Origin of the sequence: Chryseobacterium herbae (assembly GCF_025154075.1) — a bacterium.
GTDB classification, from domain to species: domain Bacteria; phylum Bacteroidota; class Bacteroidia; order Flavobacteriales; family Weeksellaceae; genus Chryseobacterium; species Chryseobacterium herbae.
This window is the reverse complement of the sequence record NZ_JAOAMU010000003.1, coordinates 168,374-193,741: the sequence shown is the minus strand read 5'-3', so window position 1 is coordinate 193,741 and position 25,368 is coordinate 168,374. Positions and strand designations below refer to the sequence as shown.

The 25,368-nt window shown below is 39.1% G+C and carries 15 protein-coding genes; 2 read left to right on the top strand and 13 right to left on the bottom strand.

Features of this window, described 5'->3' with window-relative positions:
- Positions 1-58 precede the first annotated feature (58 nt).
- The 13 genes from N0B48_RS10875 to lpxB all read right to left on the bottom strand — a co-directional run bounded on the left by N0B48_RS10875 (position 59) and on the right by lpxB (position 23,365).
- Positions 59-4,738, bottom strand: a complete 4,680-nt coding sequence (locus N0B48_RS10875; protein ID WP_259838829.1) for a GEVED domain-containing protein — start codon at positions 4,736-4,738, stop codon at positions 59-61.
- Positions 4,739-5,037: 299 nt separating this feature from the next.
- Positions 5,038-7,968: a reprolysin-like metallopeptidase gene (locus tag N0B48_RS10870; RefSeq protein ID WP_259838828.1), complete on the bottom strand. Its 2,931-nt coding sequence runs from the start codon at positions 7,966-7,968 to the stop codon at positions 5,038-5,040.
- A gap of 234 nt (positions 7,969-8,202) precedes the next feature.
- Positions 8,203-8,871: a DUF6048 family protein gene (locus N0B48_RS10865; RefSeq protein WP_259838827.1), complete on the bottom strand. Its 669-nt coding sequence runs from the start codon at positions 8,869-8,871 to the stop codon at positions 8,203-8,205.
- Positions 8,837-9,313 carry a DUF6452 family protein gene (locus N0B48_RS10860; RefSeq protein WP_259838826.1) on the bottom strand — a complete coding sequence of 159 codons (477 nt, stop codon included), beginning with the start codon at positions 9,311-9,313 and terminating at the stop codon, positions 8,837-8,839. The genes N0B48_RS10865 and N0B48_RS10860 overlap by 35 nt, the downstream gene beginning before the upstream one ends.
- A gap of 5 nt (positions 9,314-9,318) precedes the next feature.
- A complete protein-coding gene (locus N0B48_RS10855; RefSeq protein WP_259838825.1) occupies positions 9,319-11,793 on the bottom strand; it encodes a zinc-dependent metalloprotease in 2,475 nt (824 codons plus the stop codon).
- A gap of 36 nt (positions 11,794-11,829) precedes the next feature.
- Positions 11,830-13,236 carry a 23S rRNA (uracil(1939)-C(5))-methyltransferase RlmD gene (rlmD, locus tag N0B48_RS10850; protein WP_259838824.1) on the bottom strand — a complete coding sequence of 469 codons (1,407 nt, stop codon included), beginning with the start codon at positions 13,234-13,236 and terminating at the stop codon, positions 11,830-11,832.
- Between the two features lie 169 nt (positions 13,237-13,405).
- Complete coding sequence (locus N0B48_RS10845) at positions 13,406-14,935, bottom strand: TlpA family protein disulfide reductase (RefSeq protein ID WP_259838823.1); 1,530 nt, start codon at positions 14,933-14,935, stop codon at positions 13,406-13,408.
- A 511-nt stretch (positions 14,936-15,446) separates the two neighbouring features.
- Entirely contained in the window at positions 15,447-16,214 is a 768-nt protein-coding gene (locus tag N0B48_RS10840) for a succinate dehydrogenase/fumarate reductase iron-sulfur subunit (protein WP_259838822.1), read from the bottom strand.
- A 24-nt stretch (positions 16,215-16,238) separates the two neighbouring features.
- Positions 16,239-18,251, bottom strand: coding sequence for a fumarate reductase/succinate dehydrogenase flavoprotein subunit (locus N0B48_RS10835; RefSeq protein ID WP_259838821.1), 2,013 nt, complete (start codon positions 18,249-18,251; stop codon positions 16,239-16,241).
- A gap of 15 nt (positions 18,252-18,266) precedes the next feature.
- Entirely contained in the window at positions 18,267-18,929 is a 663-nt protein-coding gene (locus N0B48_RS10830; RefSeq protein WP_259838819.1) for a succinate dehydrogenase cytochrome b subunit, read from the bottom strand.
- Positions 18,930-19,072: 143 nt separating this feature from the next.
- Entirely contained in the window at positions 19,073-20,842 is a 1,770-nt protein-coding gene (locus tag N0B48_RS10825; RefSeq protein WP_259838818.1) for a ComEC/Rec2 family competence protein, read from the bottom strand.
- Between the two features lie 272 nt (positions 20,843-21,114).
- Entirely contained in the window at positions 21,115-22,203 is a 1,089-nt protein-coding gene (locus N0B48_RS10820) for a glycoside hydrolase family 99 protein (RefSeq protein WP_259838817.1), read from the bottom strand.
- Between the two features lie 58 nt (positions 22,204-22,261).
- A complete protein-coding gene (gene lpxB / locus N0B48_RS10815) occupies positions 22,262-23,365 on the bottom strand; it encodes a lipid-A-disaccharide synthase (protein WP_259838816.1) in 1,104 nt (367 codons plus the stop codon).
- A 165-nt stretch (positions 23,366-23,530) separates the two neighbouring features.
- Here lpxB and N0B48_RS10810 point away from each other — a divergent pair, with 165 nt between their 5' ends.
- On the top strand, positions 23,531-24,040 hold the full coding sequence (locus N0B48_RS10810) for a DUF2480 family protein (RefSeq protein WP_259838815.1): 510 nt from the start codon (positions 23,531-23,533) through the stop codon (positions 24,038-24,040).
- 1 nt (position 24,041) lies between these two features.
- A complete protein-coding gene (locus tag N0B48_RS10805) occupies positions 24,042-25,301 on the top strand; it encodes a protein O-mannosyl-transferase family (RefSeq protein WP_259838814.1) in 1,260 nt (419 codons plus the stop codon).
- The last annotated feature ends 67 nt before the right edge of the window (positions 25,302-25,368 follow it).

The window sequence follows — 25,368 nt, the reverse complement described above, 5'->3', positions numbered from 1 at the left end:
TATAAAAATAAAAAAAAGCCCTCATTTCTGAGGGCTTCCTATATTTGAAATTTACATATTATTCTTTAATAAATTTCTTTTGAACTGTTATACCGTTGTCTTCGATATCAATCACATAAATTCCGTTGATCAGTTTGCTTACATTGATCTGGTTGTTTAGTAAGATACCGTCACCGATAACCTGTCCTGCAGAATTGTAGATCTTATATTTCGCTTTTTTGCTGATATTCTTCACATACAATACTGAGCTTACCGGGTTAGGGTAAATCAGGATTTCAGTCTGGTTCACAGAGTTTGGTATTCCCGGTTTAGAGATTCTTACTGAGTAATCCTCTACTTCCCCGTTGGCAAAATTAGCACAGTTCACCGGAACTCCGTCTCTCATCATTGCTACTCTCATGACAACATACTTATAGTTTGTCATACTGATATAAGCATCTACCGGTACACTGAATGTTCCTGTCACAGGACTTGTCGTGTTCGGAGGTGATGTGAATACTCTTTCGTCAAGATCGAAATATCCGTTTCTGTTGAAATCAATCCATACAGCGATCCCTTCATCATGATTCGTTCCGTTCCATTTTTTCTCAATCGTGATCTGATTCCCTGTAGATCCCTGAACCATTTCTATAAATGTTGCAGGTACTCCTGTGTAGTTGGTATAGCTTGATGGTCCTGAAGCGTTTTCCATTTTAGGTCTTCCGTTCGGTACCACTGTAACTTTAGCGATATGCTCGTTCACAGAATTTTGAGCACCCATCTGGCAATAAATTACTGTAGGTGTCGTGAAATAGTATGGAGGCGTAGGTGTACCCGGCGTACCGTTACAAATATTCATTACCTGCATTTCATATTTCGTTTCTTCCAATAATCCTGTAATGGTATAAGTATTCGTGATAAGAGGAACATTCGTCCAGCTAGGAATACCTACTTTTCTATATCTCAGTACATACGTTGCACCAGGGAAACCATCCCATGTCACTTCAGCCGATGTAGGAGTAAGCTGTAAAATTGTTAATCCCGGAGGAGGAAGCTCACATGTTCTTTCCGTAGTAAATACTTTCGGATTTGAGTACGGGTTAAGAGTAAGTTCTCCAACACACTTGTTAGCCACTCTTACTTCATATTTTGTATACGGGTCTAAACCTGTTAACAAATAAGTATTGGTAGGAGGAGCAATGTTTGGCACCTGAGTCCATGCAGGCGCTCCTACTTTTCTCCACTCCAGGGTATACGTAGAGCTCGCTGCAAGCGGTGCCCATGTAATCAGTGCAGAGTTGGTAGTAATATTACTTACCGTAACATTCGGAGGCGTAGGGTCGCATCTTGTCACAAATGGTTTGATAGCCGTAAATGTACCTACAACATCTCCACAAACTGCAGCAACCTGAACTTCATAATTGGTAGCAGGCGTTAAACCTGTTATCACCAATGGAATGTTGTTTAGCAATGCTGAAGCATATATTTCCGTCCAGGCTCCCGGAGGAGGTCCCTGAAGTCTGTATCTTACCAGATAAGTAGTAGTGTTCGCAACTCCTGAAAGGGTAAGCGTCGCAGAGTTATGTGTTGCCGTGATTCCCGGTTGGTTCGGTGTACCGTTAGCACATGGTCTGATTTTTACTGCGTAATCTTCCACTTCTCCGTTCACAGGATCCACACATAATACCGGAGCACTTGTACGTTTAAGCACTACTCTCATAGTCGTTGTAAGCGGACCTGTATAAGCTGTTGCAGGAACTGCGAAGTTAAGATTCGTTACAGGAGTTGCAGTACTCGGTGCCGAGTTCAGAATCTGTTCTGATGTTTCAAAAACTCCGTTTCTGTTGTAATCGATCCAGGCTGAAACTGCCACATTGCTCGTTGCCCCTGTCCATCCTTTTGATACTGAGATCTTATTATTTGAAGAACCTGCATCAAGAGTGATCAGTGTCTGAGGTGTGATGTAGCTTGTATAGTTAGTCTGAACCGTTGTATTATTCATTACCGGCACTCCAGGGTTAGAAGAAGTAACAGTTACATTTGAAATGTGATCGTTAGTTCCTGTTCCTGTCATAGGGCAGTATGAAAGTGGTGGTGTCGTAAATTGTACCGCTGTAGAGTATGGTCCTGTAGAACCTCCACATGTAGTAGAAATCTGTACATCATACTTAGTCTGCTCAGTAAGTCCTGGAATGGTATACGTATTCACACCAGGTGCTAAAACAACCGGTGGAATGGTATAAGTACCTGCTGTAGCTAGTTTCCATCTGATGGTATAAGTAGCATTGGCAGCACCGAACCAATATACTGTAGCCGTAGTTGCTGTAAGGTTAGTTACTGTAATGTTTGTAGGTGGCGCTGTAGTACAAGGCGGCTGATCAATAAGTTTTACCGCATAATCTTCTACTTCACCCCAGGTGAAAGTTCCACAAGCAGCAGCAGCAGCACTTTCTCTCAATGCTACACGCATACGGGTCGTAAGGTTTCCTGTGTAAACACCGCCACCAGTACCAGGAACAGCAAAAATAGCTGTAACCGGACTCGTTGTGTTGCTCGGTGAATTCAATACCTGCTCACTGGCTTCAAAAACTCCGTTTCTGTTAAAGTCAATCCAAACTCCTGTTCCGAAAGACCATTGAGTTCCAGGCCATGATTTATTAACAGTCACTGTATTACTTCCAAGACCTCTTACCAAAGTAACCAGTCTCGCAGGATCTGTACTGTAATCTGTATAGTTACTGAAACCCGAAGCACTGTTCATTGGTATTGCAGAATTCGGAGTTACGGCAACATTGCTGATAAAGCCGTCAATCGTAGTACTTGTAGAAGCAGATGTACAATATGTAATAGCCGGAGTGGTGAAAGGAGTCGCTGTAGAGAATGGTCCCTGAGTTCCTCCACAAACCGTAGCTATCTGGAATTCATACTGAGTCTGTTCCGTAAGGTTCGTAATGGTGTAAGTACTCGAAAGTGGCGCCGTAATACTCACCGGTATCCATGCTCCTCCAGGCAGCGATCTGTACTGAAGCACATATGTAGCTCCATTTGAAGGCAACCAGTTTATCTGAGCGGTAGTAGGCGTAAGGTTTGAAACGGTAATATTTCCCGGAGGCGCTGTAGTACAAGGCTGTAAAGCGATCACATTTAATGTAAAGTCTACAAAATTACCATACGGCGCAGGTCCACATGAAGCATTAGTTCCAATAAACGATGTTGACGTTCTTACTCTGTAATTCCCAGGAGCCTGTGTTCCAGGTATATTAATCGTTGCTGTTGCAGAAGTCACATAACCAGGAGTTGCCAGAATGGTTTCACCCGGATCGTTAAAGCTCATATTGTTATTCCAGTCGATCCAAACATAATAATTGTATGTACTGGTTCCACTGTTCAAATTCATGGTTATCGTATTGGTAGGTAACCCTGAGAAAACAGTAGCTGAGTTATTCACATAAGCTGTATAGGAATTCGCTGTATAGTTTAAGTTTGTAATTCCTCCTGTTGTATTAATCGTCTTCAGGTAATATGAAGTTGAGCTGCTACCTCCAGTTGGTGCACAGTATCCTGTAAGCACTGTCATAGGTCCTGTCCATGTACTTTGATCTGTTGCAGTACATCTCGATCTCACCCATACATAATAAGTAGTATTGGCTACCAATGGAGAAAGTGTTGCTGTGGTTCCAGTCACGGTTTGTGAAGGCACTGTTGCAGCTGTTGGAGCTGTAGCGGATGTACTGTAGTATACTTCATATCCTCCCGCAGGCGGAATTGAAGGAGCTGTCCAGCTGATATTGGCGCTTGTAGGTATAACCGCTCCAACAGTTAATGCTGTAGGGGCCATACATGAAGGAGGTGTAGTCAAAGTTAACTGTCCTATCCAAGTACTCTGGTCAGTCGCACTACATTTTGATCTTATCCAAATATAGTATGTTGTATTAGGTACCAATGGGGAAAGGGTTACTCCTGTTCCGGTAGTAACCGTTTGTGAAGGTACCGTTGCAGCCGTTGGGGCTGTAGCTGTTGTGCTGTAATATACGTCATATCCTCCTGCGGGTGCAGAAGAAGGTGCAGTCCAGCTGATCGCTGCTGTCGTGGCTGTTGTTGCTCCTGAAGTTAATCCTATAGGAGGCAAACAAGTTGGTGCCGGGCCAAAAATTAATCTAATATTTGGTCTGTTGCCATCAATTGTCCCGGTAGTGGTAGGTGGCGTGTTGTCACCCTCGATATATTGGTGCTTTGATGCATTACTGGAATACGTAAAGGCATTTCCACCTAATGTTCCGGTTCCGGTTCCTCCGTAGTTGGTTTCCACCAATACCACAAGGTTTTCCACCCCGTTATAATAATAAGGGTTTGGAAGCGCGATTGTATTCCATCCTGTAGGTATACTGGCTATGTTTCCGTCGTACACCAGAGTAGCCCCCGTAGTGGAGGTAGCCCAGTTTTGTGAAGGAAGGGTAGTCGTAGCGGCAGGAACGGTTTTTAAATAAATTTTAACCGGAGTAGTGATCGTCGTAGCTACTGTAGCATTCCATCCTACCGACAGAACACTTCCGCCTGCAGGAAGATTTATTTCAGCTGCAGTATAAAGTGAAGCATCTCTCTGGTGCCCGTAATAGGGACCCAAAGGATATCTCTGAGTACTGGTTCCTGTACCAATAGTGATTGTTTGTGCCTGTGACAACAGTCCGAAGACCATACACAGCAATGTGATGAGCACCCTAAAGGGCCTGCCCACTTTACAGAGTAAAAATCCACTCATATTTGTTTAGTTTAGTAGTGATAACAATAGTAAGTAAGTATAGTGTTTCCTATTTTTCGGTGTTCAAATGTTTTTCTTTGAAACATCCATTTTTTTACAGATATTCTGTATTAAAAAGAATAATTTTTTAATTCATACGCTAACAATTTTATAATTACACAAATCTAATAATTTTTTCACTATTAATGCATTCATTCAAATATTTTTTTGTTAAAATTCCACAATAAAAGTATTTTTTATACATTAAAATACAAAATCCCCAGAATAGCCTGAGGATTTTATATTGGTATTAATTCTTATTATTTTTTGATAAACTTAGATCTGAATTGCTCTTTGCCCTTTTCATCTATTGTGATGACGTATCCGCCTTTCACCAGAGATGAAACATTGATTTTTCCACTGTTGATATTTCCATCACCCACAAGCTGACCTGCGGTATTGTAAATTTTATACGCTGCCTTATCTGAAACTTTGGTTACATTCAGAATATCGGTTACCGGATTTGGATAGATCTGGATTCCGTTGTTATTGGCACCATTCACTTCATTTGTTCCTAATGACAATTGGATCTGAACCGGATAATCTTCGATTTCACCATAGGCAAAAGGGTTACATCCGTTTTCAGGTTGATTTTCGTAAGACATAGCGACTCTCATAATCACCTTGCTGTCTGTATATGCATTGGCAGGCACAGAGAATGTTCCGGAAACCGGGGTCACCATATTCGAAGCACTGGTAAAGATCTTTTCAGAATCTGAAAAATTCCCATCTCTGTTGAAATCTATCCACGCGGATACACCTTCGTTGTATGATTGCCCCGTCCATGCTTTTGTCACACTGATTGCATTGCCTGAACTTCCTTGTCTAAGGGTAATTACTTTTGAAGGATCCGCTGTATAATCGGTATAAGAAGAGCCTGAACTGGCATTTGAAACAACACTCATTCCCACCGGCGTTACAGAAACATTTGAGATAAACTCATCGTCGAAATTTCCGGAACTGTTGGTACACAATGCATAAGCCAATGTGTTGAAATTCGTACTTGCAGAATAATCACCGGTAGTGCTTCCGCAAATATTAGCCACCTGTACTTCATACTGAGTGGTGTCTGCAAGACCTGCAATATAATAAGAGTTCGTAGGAACATTTACAGTAACCCACGTTGTAGATCCTGTTTTTCTGTATCGTAGAGAATAAGTTGCTCCCTGAACCGGTGCCCAGCTGATATTTCCGGAAGAAATTGTCAGTCCTGAAGCAGCAACTCCTGTCGTAGCTGTAGAAGAACATGTTGCCATTGATGCTGCTACTGTGGCATTTCCAATAGCATAGAAAACATTTCCAACAGCACTTACTCTGATTTTTATAGCTGCTCCTGTTGCAAGAGAAGAAAATGTAAATGCTTCAGCTCCGTCATTCGGAGTGGATGGCGTAAGCACAACCCATGTAACTCCGTTATCTGCGGTATAATCTATTTTAACATTCGGAGCATTGTAAATCCCGGAATTGGTATTGACTACATTCCAGGTTACAGCACCGGCTGCATTATTATATACTGTAGCAGAAGTCACTTGAAAAGGTCCTTCATTTCCTACATTGATTTTCTGAAGTGCAGAATTGGTCTGCTGCTCTGCCGCAATCGGGCTGTTATCTCTGGCCGTAAATACAAAATTGGTAGATCTTGCTCTGCTTGATACGGTTTCCCAATCTGCCGCAGAAGAAAGATTTCCGCCCAATACGGTATTTAGTTTAGGAAAATATCTTGTAAGTGAAGTAGACGGAAGGATCGATCTGAATAGCGGCCCCACTCCGGTATTTCCATTAACAGAAGTTACTGTCGCAGCGGCATTATCAAACTGCTCCCACGTATAGGTCATAGGATTTCCTTCAGGATCGATAGCATTCCCTGTAAGTGCAAATGCTGTCCCTTTTGGAATCGCATAGTCATTTAATGCAGAGATTACCGGTGGATTGTTGGTCACTGAAGTTTCAACATCACAAGTTTTAGCCACCATATTATTCTGCATCTGAATAATACTTACTACATGGAAGTAAGGATCGGAGTTCATCTGAACATTGGCACCTGTAATACCTGCGTACCCCATAATCGTAGATCCTGAACCGGGTTCCATATTTACTCCCGAAGATTCCAGTGCATGGGAGAATGTGTGGTTTGCTCCCAGCTGGTGTCCCATTTCGTGAGCTACATAGTCAATATCAAATGTATCTCCCTGTGGAATGGCATTCGCTGGTGAAGTAAATCCTGAACCTTTTGCTTTGGTAGTGGGAGTGGCAGGATTTACACAGATACATCCGATACATCCAGCATTTCCACCGCCTCCGCTTCTTCCGAACAAGTGGCCGATATCATAATTTTCGTTTCCTACCACACTGGTAAGGGTCTGCTGAAGCTGAACATTCCAGTTGTTCATCTGAGCGGCAGGAGAATAAGGGTCAGTAGCTGCATCCATATAAACCAATGCAGGATAATTTACCATATTCATATGCAATCCCATATCTTTTTCAAAAACGCCATTCACTCTTGAAAGCGTTGCATTCATAGCTACAAGCGCTCCAGCCTGGGTACCTCCAAAGTAAGCTGTATATTCTGCAGTTACTGAAAGTGCCAGTCTTAGTGTTCTGTATTTTTTATCTGAAGATTTAGAAAAATCTGATGGATTGTTGGTAAATGATTTATTGGTATTGTACAGTTTTGCGATCTCACTTTTAGAAAGAATATCTTCATCCATAGAACACAGGAAGCCTTGTGATCCTGCGTCCGTGGTTTTGGCATGTACACCGTAAACCGTTTTAGAAGCATTCTGTGGTTCAATAAACTGATACACTCCGTCTTTAATGATCATAGACTGAAAGTCATTCGGAGCAAGTGAAAATCTTAAATATTTGGAAGGGTCATCTATTCCTACTCCCACGTATGATCCAAGCTGATACTGATCCGCAAGGGCTTTATCCACAACCGGAAAGCTGTACACGTTGAATCTTTCAATTTTGCCATCTAAAGTAGGAAGTGCAACTGCAATAGGTTTTGCATTTTTACCCATTTCCTGAGCTCCCGAAAGCTGTGTTCTTAGTAAAGAAATATCTAAATTGTAGTATCCTTTAATATCGGACCGCTGTATCACCTCTCCGGACCGTCCAGTTGACGGCGTCCACTGGGCCGTAGCAGCAGCGAACATACAAAGAGAAAATACTGAAGTAAAAATTTTCTTCATAATTTCTTGAAATATTAGATTAATGTCACAAATATAATATTTCTATTAAAATAAAATCATTAAATTTTAACTTTTAATGAATAATAACCATAATACTTACTTTATGATTAACCGATACTCATGAAAAAATCCCCGGATGGGGACCCGGGGATTCATTATTCATGATGCATTGCTTTATGCTTATGATAAAGACTGCTCTTATTTTTTAACAGTAAGAATCTGTTTATTTTCTTTTTAAAATTTGTACGCGATATTCCATGCGAAGCCCATATTGAATTTGGCTGAACTTCTGCCGAATCCGGGTACGATCATGGGTGTGATATCATCTTGTTTTGAGGTATAAACTAAATATTTCGGCTGAAGATTGACATCAATATAAAAATTGGATTCAAACAACTGCACTCTTCCTCCTAAGGTTCCTTCCAGCCATGCAGAGGTTTGTGATGATGACGGAAATGCTACAGAAGAAGCACTCCCTCCGAATCCGCGGACCGGAACTGCCATATACTCCTGATTGTAGAAAGCTCCACCTATCTTCCCTCCGGCATAGAAACCGTTGAATTCATTTTCAAGGTCCTTGGCCAGCATATAGAATGCACCCAGCTTTACAAATGGACCGCTTGCTTTTGCATCATACCCGTTCTTCTGATATACATTTTTCTCAAAACCGGCTTCGGCAATGGCATGAACATTTCCTTTCACCTTGGATGAAATAAACCCCTGGTAAAGCACTCTGTCTGAGAAAAAGGAAACCCCGGCATTAAGAACGTCAAGACCCACCATAAAGTTAGGCTTGTATTTCTCCTGAACTTTTTTGGCTTCTTTGGCTTCTTTTTTTTCCTGGGCCATTCCCAGCATTCCTACGATGCTAAAAAAGAAGGTAAAGATTAATCTTGTCTTCATTCTCTATTTGGTTTTGTCCTGCTTCTACTTTCTGTACAGGATTGGATTGTTTTAATTCTGAGTTTAAATTTTCGTACGTTTTTTTGATCCCACATCCCGGAGAAACATAGGCAGTCTTCGTGGTATAATTGATTCGTACGTGAGATTCAGGAGCTTTATTTTCTAACCTGAAATAAACGTCTGTATATGGTGAGTCGTCTACTCTTAACGGGATCAGTCTTGAATTTATTTTCTGAAGCTTACCCAGCTGCACTTTTCCGGAACCGTAATCTACGGCTACATATACAGAGTCCAAAGTAACCTCTTTACCTGACGCCAAAGACTTGAACGCCACTTTCATTCGGGGGGTGCCTTCCCCACTCTCACAGATATCATCGTCTCCGCCACAGGATGAGATCATGAAGATACCGCATATCAATATAAGGTATGTAAAATATTTCATATTTTTTATTTTGGATCTAAGGCTTTTTCAATTCGGAAAGCAAGATCTTCATAGTGGTATTGATTCACCGTATTGGTATCTGCTTTTGCCGAAAGTTCTTTTTTAATCATGATCAGATTTCCTCTCACAATGGATGAAACATCAGATTTATCAGGATTTTTTGCATCAACAAGTTTAATCAGGTTATCCACATAATTTCGCTGAAGGTTTCTACCGTATACATCAGGATTTGCTTTTTTAACAATGGAATTATTCAGGTCTGAAAACAGATCAACCAAGGTATAGGTATTCTGATCAACAGCTTCCATCTGATACATATTCTGTAAAACGATCGGACTCAAAATTCTTGAAAGAACTCCATTCTGAATTTCTTCAATGGTTTTCACCGGCGTTTTTCCTGTCTTCTCAAAAACTTCTTTTTTGATCAGCCATTGTGGTGTAGTGAAAACATTTTCTTCAAGAAATCTCATCGCTTCCTGCTGATCTTTTTTAGCTACAGCTTCATACACCGGACCTAACTGCTCAGCGGTTTTAGGAGTTTCCATCTGTCCGCCGATATATTTTGAAACATGACCGGTATATCTTCTGAACTGCCCGGTTACCTGATCATACATCATTCCAAGATTTTCATAATCTTCATTCGGACTTGCCGTCCACTTTTCCAGATTATCTATAATTCTCTTCAGGTTTTTTATTCCGTAGGCACTTGCAATCATGGCATTGTCTCCTACCTGCTCACTCTGAGATCTCGGATCAAGAGGATTGGATTCTGTACCGAACCAAAGTCTTTCGTTTTTTAAATTTTTAATGACCCATTTGTTCATATATTCTTTTTCTGAATCCGGGTTGTTGTACTGATACAATCTTTTGTAGCCCCACTCAATGGCCCAGTCATCATAATCTCCAATTCTAGGCATAATTCCTGAATCTCCGATATTATCTTCCGGTTGTGCCACATAATTGAATCGTGCATAATCCATGATCGATGGGGTGTGGCCATTCTTTTCAAGCCATTTTTTATCTCTCAGCTTTTCAACAGGTACGGTAGAACTTGAACCAAAATTATGTCTTAATCCCAAAGTATGTCCTACTTCATGAGAAGAAACAAAACGGATCAGTTCGCCCATCAGTTTATCATCAAACTTAATTTTTCGTGCTCTTTCATCATTGGGCGCAGCCTGTACAAAATACCAGTTTCTCAGTAGCATCATGACATTATGATACCAGTTGATATGGCTTTCCAGAATTTCTCCCGTTCTCGGATCTGAGATCGATGGTCCGGAAGCATTCGGCACATCTGAAGGTTTATAAACAATGGCAGAGAATCTCGCATCTTCAAGGCTCCATTCCGTATCCACTTTTGAATCCGGGACTTTTGCATAAATGGCATTTTTGAAACCTGCTTTTTCAAAGGCTTTTTTCCAGTCGTCTACTCCCTGAATCAGGTAAGGAACCCATTTTTTTGGTGTGGCCGGATCAATATAAAATACAATCGGTTTTGCAGGTTCTACCAACTCTCCATTTTTATATTTTTCAAGGTCCTGAGGTTTTGGCTCCAGTCTCCATCTTTTAACCAGAGAAATCTTTTTTACACCCTGAGGATCGAGATCAAAATCTGTATAGCCTACTGTAAAATAACCTACTCTCGGATCAAAGTATCTGGCCTGCATTTTATTTTCCGGAAGGAGAACAAATGAGGCGTTGATCTCTACCGTATAATTTCCGCTTATTTTCGGGGTGTTGGCAGGAGTAGCTCCCGGCAATGGTCTTCCCAAAGTACGTGCGAAAGTTTTGGTGGTATTGATCTCGATATTATTCGGGAACGATTTTACAAAGTTTACGAATGACATATCTTTCTGGAAAGCTCCAACTTTAAAGGCATCTTTGTAATTTACAGAGAAAGAAACCGTTTCATTATCAGAGTTCAGAAGATCCGTGACATCAATGACTGAAGACTTTTTATCGTCTCCGTACGTTTTTACATCAAAGGATTTGATGATAGGCTGTACATTATTTCTGATGACAGAATTGTACATATCTGAGGTGGAATCTTTTGCATAATCTACAAAAGAAATAGCTCTCAGAAGGATTTTGTCTTTAGGACCTTTTTCAAAAGCTACTACCTGCTGGCCGATCTGATCTCCCGCATATCCGGTATTTCCGGAACGCATGCCGGCAGCAGCTTTTGTAAGTCTTGTTACTAAAAGAAATTCCTTTTTCAGCATTCTGTCAGGAATCTCGAAGTAATATTTATCTTCTAATTTATGAACTGTGAAAACCCCCTGATCCGAAACCGCCTTATCCGTAATCACCTCTTTGTAAGGTTTTATCACCGGCTTTTTCTTAAGATCATCTTTTTTTACTTTGGCGGTATCTGTTTTTACCGCTGTAGAATCTTTTTCCTGCCCTTTCAGTCCGGTCTGACTCAACATCAAAACCAATACAATGAATGCAGCACCCAGGTTTTTCACTCTTTTCATTTAAATTATCAGATTAATATATTCAAATTTAAGTAATTATTTTTTGATTAGTAATGCAATATTCTCAACGTGGTGCGTTTGCGGGAACATATCTACCGGTAATATTTTCACAAGGGTGTAATGTTCTTTCATCAAAGCCAGATCTCTTGCCTGCGTCGCTGAGTTACAGCTTACATACACTACTTTTTCCGGTGCCAGTTTCAGGATCTGCTCCACTACTTTCTGGTGCATCCCGTCTCTTGGTGGGTCGGTAATTAAGACATCTGCTTTCGGGTGGTTTTCCAGGAATTCATCGTTAAAGACATTTTTCATATCTCCACAATAGAATGTAGTGTTGATAAGACCATTTAATTCAGCATGTTCAATGGCAGCGTCTATGGCTTCCTGAACAGATTCTATCCCAATGACATGCTTTGCATTTCTGGCTACATATTGAGCAATAGTTCCTGTTCCTGTGTAAAGGTCATAAACTACTTCATCGCCTTTTAAATCAGCAAACTCAAGGGTTTTTCTATAAAGCTCCAATGCCTGCTTGTAATTGGTCTGAAAGAATGATTTCGGTCCGATTTTAAACTTCAGTCCGTCCATTTCTTCCATCAGAAATCCTTCTCCGAAATAAATTTTAACATCTAAATCATAAATGGAATCATTCTGCTTTGGATTGATGGCGTACACTAATGTTTTGATCTGCGGGAATTTTTCAAGTAAAAACTGGAAAAGCTTTTCTCTATTTTCTTTTTCTTCTCTGTACAGCTGGAATAAGACCATCCACTCGCCTTTAGAGTTTTGTCTCATCATAAGAGTTCTCAGGAATCCTTCCTGATTTTTAACATCAAAGAAATCCAATCCGTTATCTACACCGAATTTTTTTACGGCCAGACGGATTGCATTGGATGGTTCTTCCTGAAGGAAACATTCTTTAAGATCTAAAATCTTGCTCCACATTCCCGGAATATGAAAACCAAGAGCGTCTTTGCTTCCAAAATTCTCTTCAGAGCTTATTTCGTATTGAGTCAGCCATCTCGCGTTTGAGAAAGAAAACTCCATTTTATTTCTGTAGAAATACTGTTCTTCGGCACCTAAAATCGGAACGGTTTCAAAGTCTTCAATCCCACCGATTCTTTTAATATTATTGTATACTTCTTCCTGTTTGAAATCAAGCTGTTTTTCATAGCTCATATTCTGCCATTTGCATCCTCCGCAAGTTCCGAAATGAATACATTTAGCTTGTACTCTGTATGGAGAAGACTCCACTACTTCCACGGTTTCCGCTTCGTAGTACTTGGACTTGGATTTCTTTACTCTGGCATTCACTACATCTCCGGGAACGGCTCCCGAGATCAGTACTGTTTTTCCTTCTTCTGTTCTTCCTATTGCAATGCCTTTCGCCCCTGCCCCGAACACCTTAATATTTTCAAGAATAATATCTTTCTTCTTTCTCATCCGTAAACTCAATTTCTTTAACGTACGAACGAAACTCTCCAGTCTCATCCGCTAATTCTATTTCTATTTTTTCTAATATGTCCCAGAAAACCATCCGGTTTCAATTTGCAAAAATACAATAAAAAAAAACCTTATCCGAAGATAAGGTTTCCATCTATATTAAAGTTTATTATTTTGTAGGTGCGGGCTGTGGATTTACAGGCTGTCCTGAAGGATCCACCATCATTCCCGGCTGCATCTGCATAGGCTGTTGTTGCTCTACTTTCGGGGCAGAAAGACCTGTAAGTTTATCAAGAACCGTTACTACCTCCTGCTCCCCTAAGTTCACAAAAGATCTGCTCGCGATCTTACCGTCTTTATCCACTACGATGAAGCAAGGTAATTTAAATCCGTACACACCATATTTTTTAGCGATATCAGATTCCAATCCTTTTTCTCCATATACATTTGTTCCAGGAATTCCTTTTAACAATGCACTGCTTGTTTTTACGAACTGATCTTTCGTATCATCTACGTTGACAAAAACAAAGTTCATTTTAGATTTGTAGAAATTCACTACTTCTTTTAATACCGGTACAGTAGCTTCGCTGATGTAAGGGTTCCAGGATGCGTAGAAGAACAACATGTATGGTTTTCCTTTGTTTTCTGAAAGCTGGTAAGATTTACCGTCTGCTTTTACCAGTGAACCTTCAGGAGCAACTTCTCCTACTTTAAGTCCATTGATAGCGATCTGCATTTTACCCAAGTCAGCTTTGATTCCAGCGTCTGTAATATCTGTATCGATGATTTTTTTGATCTTTTCCGTATTTTTTGCAGGAGCACCCGGATGAATATCCTGAGCTACTACGAATGCCAGAAGATAATCTTTAGCAGTCTGCGATACTTCTTTTCTGTCTTTCAGGAACTGTGCAAAAACTTCAGAAGTTATAACATCTGTTTTTCCTTTCGTTTTAGCTTCAGCAAATTTCTGGAAGTCCGGACTCATTTTCACAAGAAGGTATTGTCTGTATAATGGAATTGTTTTTACCATTAAATCTTTGTTCTCTTCTAATTTAGTCTCATAATCCTGGAAAGCTTTTGACACTTTGAATGAAGGATTTCCTGACATCTGACGCTGTGCCATTTCATAATTGGCCAAAAGATTCAGAATAGTCACTTTCACGTCATTCTTTTTCCACTCCAGCATTCCTTTACCAGGGTTGTTTTTCTTAGCAAGCTCATCCACATTCTTGTTGATGTCAGCTTCGATTTTCTGCGCTCCTTTTAAGAACGTTTTTTCGTCACCTGACATTAACTGCTGGATGTTGATTTTACTTCCGTACTCCCCTAAAAATTTTTGGCTCGCCTGAAGGAAATCATTATTTTTCTTAGCGTCTCCTGTAACTACGAATTCATTTGGAAAGGTCATTGAGTTTCCAGAAATATTTAATTTCTGTCCGCCTTCAAGATAAATCAGATTCTGTCTTCCTGCATAGTTGATCACATACATTCCGTCTTTAGGAGCATCAAAGCTTCCTGTAAAGTTTCCATTTTTATCTAAACCTATATTAGCAAGTGGAAGTGTTGCTACACCAGAAGCTTCAACAAATTCAATTCTTTCGAGTGGTGAACTTCCGGCAATTTTTCCTTTTACTTCAACTTTTTTTGAACAAGACATCACAAATACTGTGATGATAAACAATAAAAGATATTTTTTCATTTCAATTTTAATATTACACAAAAATACGTTTTTTACGGCTTGTTGATTAACACTATTTATTTTTTTTGAAAATTTTATGAAATCCTATGGAGAGGGCCGTTGAGACCATTTTATCCGCTTAGATTTTCACTTGTAGACAAAAATCTATGGATGAGAATTCTTTCTCTTTTCTTAAATAGTGTTCACCAAATATAGACTTATTAAATAAAGAATGTCTTATCTGCTCAACAACTTAACAAATTTTAACAACTAAAAGCATAGTATAACATGTATTCGGGTTAAAACGTTTTTTTAGGTGACAGGTCTTAGGTGGCAGATGTTAGGTAGCAGGTGGCAGGTTGTAGGTTGTAGGGATTGTACCGAAGGTTGAAATTATGGTCTTTGATTTTAGTTAAGAGCTAAGTCGTATCTCGTATCCCGAAACTTATAACTTATAACTCAACTCAGGTTAATACAAAAAAAATCGTCTCCATAATGAAGACGATTTTTATATATATATTTTGAATAGATTCTATCCTTTGTCTACCATAGCAGCCATATATTCTCTGTTCATTCTGGCGATGTTTTCAAGAGAAATTCCTTTCGGACATTCAATTTCACAAGCACCTGTATTTGAACAGTTTCCGAATCCTTCTTCGTCCATAGCTTTCACCATGTTCAGAACTCTTCTGCTCGCTTCTACTCTACCCTGAGGTAAAAGAGCATACTGAGAAACTTTTGCTCCAACGAATAACATGGCAGAACCGTTTTTACAAGTCGCTACACAAGCTCCACATCCGATACAAGCCGCAGCATCCATAGCTTTGTCTGCATCTTCTTTAGGAACCGGAATTGCATTAGCGTCCAAAGTATTACCAGAAGTGTTCACCGAAATGAAACCACCTGCAGCCATTACTCTGTCGAATGCGCTTCTGTCTACCATTAAGTCTTTAATAACCGGGAAAGCAGCACTTCTCCATGGTTCGATAACGATGGTTTCACCGTCTTTGAACATTCTCATGTGAAGCTGACAGGTCGTGATACCAGTATCCGGACCGTGAGCTCTACCATTGATGTAAAGAGAACACATACCGCAGATTCCTTCACGACAGTCGTGGTCGAAAGCGATAGGTTCTTTTCCCTCGTTAATAATATTTTCGTTCAGAATATCAAGCATTTCCAAGAAAGAAGAATCTGTAGAAACATCTGATATTTTGTAGGTCTCAAACTGACCTTTAGTTTTGCTATTTTTTTGTCTCCAAATTTTTAGGGTAAGATGAAGGCCTTTTTTTGCACTCATAATTATTTATTTATAGGTTGGAGATTATTTATAACTTCTTGCTTTAACTTCAATGTTTTCGTACACCAGATCTTCTTTGTGCAGAACTTCAGTTGTGATATCATCTGTTTGATATTCCCAGGCTCCAACATATTTGAAGTTAACATCATCTCTTTCTGCTTCCCCTTCTGAAGTAGCGTGATCTTCTCTGAAGTGTCCTCCACAAGATTCGTTTCTGTGTAGAGCATCAATAGCCATCAATTGTCCAAGCTCGATAAAATCTGCCACTCTGAAAGCTTTTTCAAGTTCAGTATTCATTCCCTCAGCATCACCAGGAACTTTCACGTCTGCCCAGAATTCTTTTTTCACTTGAGCGATTTCAGCAATAGCTTCTTTCAAACCTTCAGGAGTTCTTCCCATTCCCACCTTATTCCACATGATGTGTCCTAATTTTTTGTGGAAATGATCTACTGAATGAGTTCCTTTATTATTTAAGAAGAAATCTACTTTATCTTTAATTTCTTTTTCAGCCTGATCAAAATCTGCAGAGTTTGTAGGAATTGCACCTGTTCTGATGTCTGCAGAAAGATAATCTGCTATCGTGTAAGGAAGTACGAAATATCCGTCTGCCAAACCTTGCATCAAAGCAGAAGCTCCCAGTCTGTTGGCACCGTGATCTGAGAAGTTAGCCTCCCCGACTACGAAACATCCTGGGATTGTAGACTGTAAGTTATAATCAACCCAAACACCACCCATTGTGTAGTGAACGGCAGGATAAATCTTCATTGGAGTTTTGTAAGGATCATCAGCTGTAATTTTCTCGTACATTACGAATAAGTTACCGTATTTCTCCTCAATCCAAGCTTTTCCTAAATCATAGATCTGCTGATCTGTAGGATTGTGAACATGTTTTTCGATAGCGGACTCTTTACCTTTTTTGATGATCTCTGTAGAGAAATCTAAGTAAACACCTTCTTTAGTATCATTATTCTCGATTCCGAAACCAGCATCACATCTTTCTTTACCAGCTCTGGACGCAACGTCACGAGGAACTAAGTTTCCGAATGCAGGATATCTTCTTTCTAAATAATAATCTCTATCTTCTTCTTTTATATTTTCAGGTCTTAATTTACCTTCTCTGATAGCTACAGAATCTTCGATTTTCTTAGGAACCCAGATTCTTCCTGAGTTTCTAAGAGATTCAGACATCAAAGTCAGTTTAGACTGCTGTGTTCCGTGAACCGGAATACAAGTCGGGTGAATCTGTACATAACAAGGGTTTGCGAAGTACGCTCCTTTTTTGTGAATCTTCCATGCTGCAGAAACGTTGGATCCCATAGCATTGGTAGAAAGGAAATATACGTTTCCGTAACCTCCGGAAGCAATAACTACTGCGTGAGCAGAATGTCTTTCGATCTCACCTGTTACCAGGTTTCTAGCGATGATACCTCTTGCTTTTCCGTCTACAATAACCAGGTCAAGCATTTCATGACGGTTGTACATCTTGATTCTTCCTTTACCGATCTGACGGCTCATTGAAGAATATGCACCTAACAATAACTGCTGTCCTGTCTGTCCTTTTGCGTAGAATGTTCTTTTTACCTGAACTCCTCCAAATGAACGGTTATCCAACTGACCACCGTAATCTCTTCCGAAAGGTACTCCCTGAGAAACACACTGGTCGATGATATTAGCAGAAACTTCAGCCAGTCTGTAAACGTTAGCCTCTCTTGCTCTGTAGTCACCACCTTTGATGGTGTCATAGAATAATCTATAAGTAGAGTCACCGTCACCCTGATAGTTTTTAGCAGCGTTGATACCTCCCTGTGCAGCAATCGAGTGTGCTCTTCTTGGAGAATCCTGGTAGCAGAATGCTTTTACGTTATATCCCTGCTCCGCTAATGTAGCTGCAGCAGAACCTCCTGCCAAACCTGTACCTACAACAATAATATCAATCTTATCTCTGTTGTTTGGTGCAACAAGGTTCATATGGTCTTTATGATGCTTCCATTTATCCTTTAAAGGACCAGCCGGAATTTTTGAATCTAATTTACTCATATTGGTATATTGATATTATTGAGTTACGAAGTGAAAAATTGCAATAAAAATAAAACCTGCAGGAATAAGGATTGAATACCATTTTCCAAAAGCTTTAATTACCGGCGTATATTTCGGATGTCTAGCCCCAACAGACTGGAACGAAGATTGGAAACCGTGAGCCAAATGCAGTCCAAGCAAAACAAAAGAGATCACGTATAGTGCAACTCTCCAAAGGTCTGCAAACTTCTCATGTAACTCCGGCCAGAAACGTTCCGCATCAGGAGCAAGTCCTTCCACATACTTGTAGTTGATCTCATGAAGCCAGAAATCATATAAGTGAAGCGCTAGGAAAGCTAAAACAACTGCTCCTGAAATAATCATATTTCTGGACATCCATGAAGAGTTCACAGAAGGGTTGTTTGAAGCGTACTTTACCGGACGCGCTTTATTGTTCTTAATTTCCAGTACAAATCCCATGATGAAATGGAAAAGAACTGCAAAACCAAGAACAGGCTGCATTAAGAACTGCACAAAAGGATTATAGCCCATAAAATCTGATGCTGTATTGAATGCATCGCGATTCAGGACTGATAACAAATTGGTCGTCAAATGCAGTATAAGAAAGATCAGCAAAAACATAGCTGATAATGCCATCGCATATTTTCTACCTATCGTAGAACTCGTTAAACCTGCCATATAAGTTTAAATTTGAATTTCCCACAAAATTAAGAAATGTTAACAATATCGGGAAGTGAGAAATCTCACAATTAGCCAGTTTGTAATCTTTCTAAATAAGAATCTATAGCATTGTGTGAGGATAAAATGCAAAATACCAATTATTATTTTAAATCATATATTTTGCCATTAAAAACCACTTTTCGGGCTGCTTTTGGAAAAGTCTTAATTTCCATGTTATGAAGGCGTCTTGAAGCGCAATAAGGACCTGTTATAAAACTCATTAACTTCTTTTCGTCTGAATTTTCAACCGTCCAGAAACAGACTTTGTTCCCAGTCTTTACGGACACTACTTTAGTTTTGTTAAAATCATGAATCAGGACTTCATTCTTCCTGTTTTCAAAGATCGTAAAGGTGGTTCTGATCATAAAAAAAAGGAAAACAATTTTTACAAGTTTCATTGAGTTTTTAAAATTAATTTGTAAAAGCAATGGTCTCATCCAATAAACTAAGACGAATAAGGTCAAAACCTCAACAATATTCATCGGGATATTGGAAAAAAAGAGCAGATCCGTTTCCGCAAACCAGTGGATCAATTTCAGCAAAATCTGAATTGAACCGTCGTAAATAGTATTGATTAAACTAAAATCCATCTGCAGACCAATAAGAATCGTCATCAGAAATGAAAAGACAATAATCAGCTCCGAAAACGGGACAATCAGGATATTGGCAGGAATAGAAACCAAAGAAAACTGATGAAAGTAATACAGAACCAGCGGAAGCGTCGCCAATTGTGCAGAAAGTGATATCGTCACCGCATTAAAGAAGAGTTTTTTTAAGTACCCATCCTGCTTGGGAAAATATTTCAAAAGAGGCTGATTCAGCCAGTAGATTCCTAAAACGGCAAGAAAACTAAGCTGAAAACCAACATCAAAAATTTGCTGTGTATCTGCAACCAGAATAATCATTGCTGATAATGACATTGAGTGAAGTAAATCCGGTTTTCTCTGAAGAATAACATAGATAAAATAGACCGTCAGCATAATACAGGAGCGCATTACAGAGTTTCCAAACCCAATAAATGCAGCAAAAAACCAGATCAAAGAAATGCTGGAAATGATCGCGTATTTTCTGAACCTTAGCGGACTGAATCTGGTTAAAAGAAAATAAAATATTCCAAAAATCACCACAATATGCGTTCCTGAAATTGCAAGTAAGTGAACCATCCCTGATCTGTTAAAATCCTGCACTGTTTCGGGATCTGTCTCCGTTCTGTCGGCCAGGATGATTCCTTTTAAAAACTCTCTCGTTCTGGATGACATTTCCGTGTGGTCGATCTTTTGTACTATTTTAAGCCTGTGCTGCTGAATCCTTTCATTGAAAGTCAGATCATCTCTTTTCGCTGAAGAAATTCCTTTTGAAAGATAACATTGGTATTCAATTTTCTTCCTTTTTAAATAACGGGCATAATCAAACTGAAAATCATACTGGGGCAACCTTGGCCTTGAAAGATAGGCATCTGCTTTATAATAATGGTCAAAATCCAGTTCTTTTTCATTTTGGGGGAGATACAGGACCGCATTAAAATTTTCTATTCCTGTAGAAACAAAAGCTTCATATTTTTTATATTTCTCTGTCGAATTTAATTTCTTTGAGATCTTAAAAGTGATCATCTCATTTTTAGAAACTGAAAGATCATCAGATGAAAAGCTGCTGAAAAAATGAAGAATAATTCCTGCGCCGAAAAACATCAGTCCCAAAAGAAAAGCTCTTGTTTTGTGCAGAAAGTAAGAATGAAAAAAAAACAAAAGGAGAATCAGCAGACACGCTGCACACACGACATAAATCGACGTTTTATTCAACACCAATTGATCCTGAAAAAAAATTCCGAGGATAAAACACAGAGTCAGAATAAGAAGCGGCTGTTTATTCAACTGATGTCATTCTTGATGATCAAAATATATTAATTTATCCGATTCTTCAATAACACAGATTTTGCAGAATTCCGTTTCTATCTTCTTCCAAATGACTAACTGAGGGCTTGATTATTTACTATAAAATTAGATTTACACAAAAAAAAGAAAGCCGCCTTTATGAGACAGCTTTTATATTTGAAAAACATCTGTAAGGACAGACTTATTTTTAATTAAAATTTTAAATGGAATATCTTCTAAGAAGCAATAAATTTCACTTTAGAAGATGGAGCTTATTTCGCTTTTAAAAACCGGTCCGTCAATCTTTTGGTTTCCTTAATATAAAACCATGTATCTTTTCCGTAGTCTTCATATTTGAAATTCCCCGTCTTTTTGGGAATTGCAGGCTCTATCTGAGTTCCTTCATGCCATTCATTAAAGGAAGTGATTCCTATAAAATCCGGGTGAACTTTTGCTGCCGCCTCAAACATTTTCTGATAATACTTTCCGTTTTCCCTGCTCTTGAAATTGGCTTCATTCCACGGTCTTATCCTTGTATCAGAATAACCCGGTCCCACGCACGGAATAAAAACAAGGCTGTGATCTTTTGCATATTGAGAAAGATATTCCCAGTTGGAAGTTGTGCTCCCGAAAACGAAGCCTTCGCTGGCAAAATAAGTGTAGAAGCCATCAAATCCGGAGGTTTCAAAAAACTTCGAATGTTCTTTTTCAACCCATAATCCGATATAAAGCCCATCGAGTTCTGTATTCCGGACTGTTTTTTCACCTTTTTCAGACAATAATTTTGTCCATTCTTCCGGAGAAATTTTGTAACTGTCGTACACGTAATACAGAGGTTTTCCGTCTTTTTTATAAAAAGCATGATGCTGAGAATAAGTCTTCACAAGATAGGCCAGCTGATCTCGAAGTTCTGAAATATTTTTGTAGAACGGTTCGATGTGAAAAGCAACCTTCAGATCAAAATTATCAGCGATATCCAGATATTTTGAGATGCTTTTATCCACAAAAGAATCTTTTCCGAGCCAGCTTAGTACCACAACGCCTACGCCGGAATCTTTGATCATCTTCATGTGCTTTTTTATGATCTCCGGATCATTGGAACTGTAATTTCCCAACTCCGGATAGAAGTTGGCTCCAATATCATTCCCTCCTTTATAATGGCCTAGGTTGTTCCACTTCGGATTGCTCCAGTGCGGCAAAATATCATGATTCCAATGATCATATTTTCCATCTACGGTGAGGTTTGCATACCAGCCATAGTAGAAAATCTGGATTTGTTCACGGAATTGAGTCTGTTGAGCAAAACTTTTCAGGGAAATACCCATCAAAAGAATGAATATAAGTAAGCTTTTAAAATTCATTTTTATAAAAATTTAAATCTGCAAAACCCTTCAGCATTAAATCGATTGAAACTCTGTTCTAAACACTTAAAATCACCTCCGCAGCCTTCTCGCTGGCTCCTTTCCCACCGAGTTTTTCTCTTAAAAGACTGTAATCTGCGAGAACCTGATTCCTTTTTTCACCTTCTATCATTTTATTGAGCTCTTCTACCAGATTTTTAGTATTCAGATCAGTCTGGATCAGCTCTTTTACCACTTCTCTGTCCATAATCAGATTGACCAGAGAAATATATTTGATGTTTTTCACCAGTCTTTTTGCGATGGCGTACGAAATTTTGCTTCCACGGTAGCAAACTACTTCAGGAACATTCAGCAAAGCAGTTTCCAGAGTTGCCGTTCCCGAAGTGACAAGCGCAGCTTTCGAACATCTCAGCAAATCATAGGTTCTGTTGGATACAAAATGAACATTGTCATCCACATATTTCTGATAAAATTCCTTCGAAAGGCTTGGTGCACCGGCAATCACAAACTGATAGTTTTTAAAGTGAGGTCTTACGGAAAGCATGATTTCAAGCATCTTTTCCACTTCCTGCTTTCTGGAACCGGGAAGAAGTGCTATGATTTCCTTTTCATTCAGTACGTTTTCCTTTTTAAATTCTTCGGTACTGATTTCTTTTAAACTTGAAATTGCATCCAGCAACGGATGACCTACAAAATGGGAATGAACCCCATGCTTTTTATAAAATTCCTCTTCAAAAGGAAGGATGACCATCATTTCATCCACATATTTTTTAATGATTTCTACCCTGCCTTCTTTCCAGGCCCAAAGCTGTGGAGAAATGTAATAGACCACTTTGATCCCCAATTCTTTTGCAAAACGGGCGATTCTAAGGTTAAATCCAGGATAATCGATCAAAATCAAAACGTCCGGTTTATTATTTCTGATGTCTTCTTTACAGAACTTGATATTGTTCAGAATGGTCCTCAAATTCATGGCCACTTCCAGAAATCCCATAAACGCAAGATCACGGTAATGTTTTACCAGAGTGCCGCCCTGTGCAGTCATAAGATCTCCACCCCAGAATCTGATTTCCGCCTGCGGATCTTTCTGTAAAAGGGCTTTCATTAAATTGCTTCCATGCAGATCACCGGAGGCTTCTCCTGCAATAATGTAATATTTCATTTCTTCCGAAATCTTTTATTTGTTTTTAAAACCATCAAAAACCGGCCCTTATTTCACTTTACAGAATGATTTCGAATTATGGGAGGTTTCTATGGTAAGGATAGAGAACAAATTAAGGTTTACATGATCTTAATTTGTAAATTTGTCCAAAGATAATGATAAAAAATGTCAGAAGAATTTGAAATCCGAAATAAAGTTGCTGAAAGCGGCCTTGTGAATTTTGACTTATCCACTCTGATTCCTAAGGGGATAAGAAAAGGGATCGACCTTAAGGATTTTCTTTTCCAGGAAATGATCCTGAAGGAAAAAGACTTCAGGGAAAAAGTAGATGCTATAGATCCTGAGGAATACAATGATGCTTACATCTATATTTACAATTCAGTGGATACTATTGTTCCGCTGTGGGCTTATTTTGTCCTGACAGCCAAGCTTACTGATGTGGCTAAAAAAATCGTTTTCGGAAACCGTGAAGATTTGGAAGTGATCATCATGCATAATGTCATTCAGACACATGACTTTGAAGATATGAGAGGCAAAAGAGTGCTGGTAAAGGGCTGTTCGGATAAAGAAATTCCTGAAAATGCTTACATAGAACTGGTAGAACAATTAAAACCCCTGGTAAAATCCTTAATGTTTGGTGAAGCCTGCTCCTTTGTTCCTATTGTAAAGAATTAATATGAAGAAATATTTATCCGCCCTATTTCTATTCTTCATTTTTTTTGTGATTTACTTTTCCGGGAGCTTTTCGAAAATTCCATTTGGAGACTGTGTCGGGTTTGTCCTGGATGCTGAGAAAGGGAAATTGGCAACAATTGCGACGGCAACAACTCACTTTTTATACATTAATACCGTTATTTTACTTAAAAACATTACTGGTTTTAATGGCATCGAGGCTAGCCGTTTATTAATAGTTTCTTCAGGAGCCGCAACTGTTTCCGTTATTTATCTAACGGTTAAAAGTATCACGAAAACAGAATGGGCTTCCGCCACGGCAGCTCTTGTTTTTGGTTTCAGTTTCTCATTCTGGCGAAATGCAGAAATTGTGGAGGTCTATACTTACAATACTTTTTGGGTAAGCCTTTTTTTCTTTGCCGTCATCAAGAGTTTTACAGAGCATAAAAAACAATATATCGTATGGGCAGGTATATTTTTAGGCATCAGTCTTTGGGTTCATATCCAGAATATATTACTGATTCCCGCGTTTTTAGTTTTTCTTTTCTATTTCAAAAGTGAAAAGAAATATTTCTATCCTTCACTGCTGGCATTCGGGCTACTGTTTGCCTCATTGTTTATCCTGAATGTATCTCAGGGACTGCCTTTCAAATCACCTTACAGTTCGGATCAGGGAACCTGGGTCGATGATTCTTTTAAAAAAACCTTTATTCAATATATCAAAGATTTTATTCAGTCTTTGGCTTACCTTATCTACAATTTTAATGTATTTACTTTTTTCGGAGTGATGGGTGCGGTATTTCTGTACAAATCCAATCGGAAAATGTTCTTTGTGTTCCTTGCCGCATCCTTGTGTGTATATGGTTTTTCTACGTTTTATGCGGTTTCGGATAATTATGTTTTCTTCCTTCCTTTCAACGTTATCTTTGCGTTGTCTGTCGGATATGGATTGGCTCATCCCAAATATGCTGTGCTCAAAAAAATTTCATGGGCATGCCTGCTTATTCCATTGGGGTATTTCATCGCTTATCAAAGTGTTTTGCAGACAGAAAAAGGAAAAGTATTTCACAGTTTCAAAAAGTACAAAGGAGGACTGGATTATTACATGCTTCCCTGGATGAACGGCAACGAAGGTATTCTGGAGTTTACCATTGATAAAAAGACTGCCCCCGAACCCGTTAACTGGATGACAGTAAGCGCCGTAGAATATATACAACTACTGAAAAGCAAGGGATATACAGACGAAGAGATCAAAAAACTTTAACAATAATTGTGAGGTGAAAAGATTTTGTGAATCACATTTTTTGATAACTTTGATTTACTTAATACTT

What these genes read in the sequence shown, in the direction of transcription:
- N0B48_RS10875 (WP_259838829.1), bottom strand. Translation starts at nt 4,738, where the DNA reads ATGAGTGGATTTTTACTCTGTAAAGTGGGCAGGCCCTTTAGGGTGCTC.
- N0B48_RS10870 (WP_259838828.1), bottom strand. Translation starts at nt 7,968, where the DNA reads ATGAAGAAAATTTTTACTTCAGTATTTTCTCTTTGTATGTTCGCTGCT.
- N0B48_RS10865 (WP_259838827.1), bottom strand. Translation starts at nt 8,871, where the DNA reads ATGAAGACAAGATTAATCTTTACCTTCTTTTTTAGCATCGTAGGAATG.
- N0B48_RS10860 (WP_259838826.1), bottom strand. Translation starts at nt 9,313, where the DNA reads ATGAAATATTTTACATACCTTATATTGATATGCGGTATCTTCATGATC.
- N0B48_RS10855 (WP_259838825.1), bottom strand. Translation starts at nt 11,793, where the DNA reads ATGAAAAGAGTGAAAAACCTGGGTGCTGCATTCATTGTATTGGTTTTG.
- rlmD (WP_259838824.1), bottom strand. Translation starts at nt 13,236, where the DNA reads ATGAGAAAGAAGAAAGATATTATTCTTGAAAATATTAAGGTGTTCGGG.
- N0B48_RS10845 (WP_259838823.1), bottom strand. Translation starts at nt 14,935, where the DNA reads ATGAAAAAATATCTTTTATTGTTTATCATCACAGTATTTGTGATGTCT.
- N0B48_RS10840 (WP_259838822.1), bottom strand. Translation starts at nt 16,214, where the DNA reads ATGAGTGCAAAAAAAGGCCTTCATCTTACCCTAAAAATTTGGAGACAA.
- N0B48_RS10835 (WP_259838821.1), bottom strand. Translation starts at nt 18,251, where the DNA reads ATGAGTAAATTAGATTCAAAAATTCCGGCTGGTCCTTTAAAGGATAAA.
- N0B48_RS10830 (WP_259838819.1), bottom strand. Translation starts at nt 18,929, where the DNA reads ATGGCAGGTTTAACGAGTTCTACGATAGGTAGAAAATATGCGATGGCA.
- N0B48_RS10820 (WP_259838817.1), bottom strand. Translation starts at nt 22,203, where the DNA reads ATGAATTTTAAAAGCTTACTTATATTCATTCTTTTGATGGGTATTTCC.
- lpxB (WP_259838816.1), bottom strand. Translation starts at nt 23,365, where the DNA reads ATGAAATATTACATTATTGCAGGAGAAGCCTCCGGTGATCTGCATGGA.
- N0B48_RS10810 (WP_259838815.1), top strand. Translation starts at nt 23,531, where the DNA reads ATGTCAGAAGAATTTGAAATCCGAAATAAAGTTGCTGAAAGCGGCCTT.
- N0B48_RS10805 (WP_259838814.1), top strand. Translation starts at nt 24,042, where the DNA reads ATGAAGAAATATTTATCCGCCCTATTTCTATTCTTCATTTTTTTTGTG.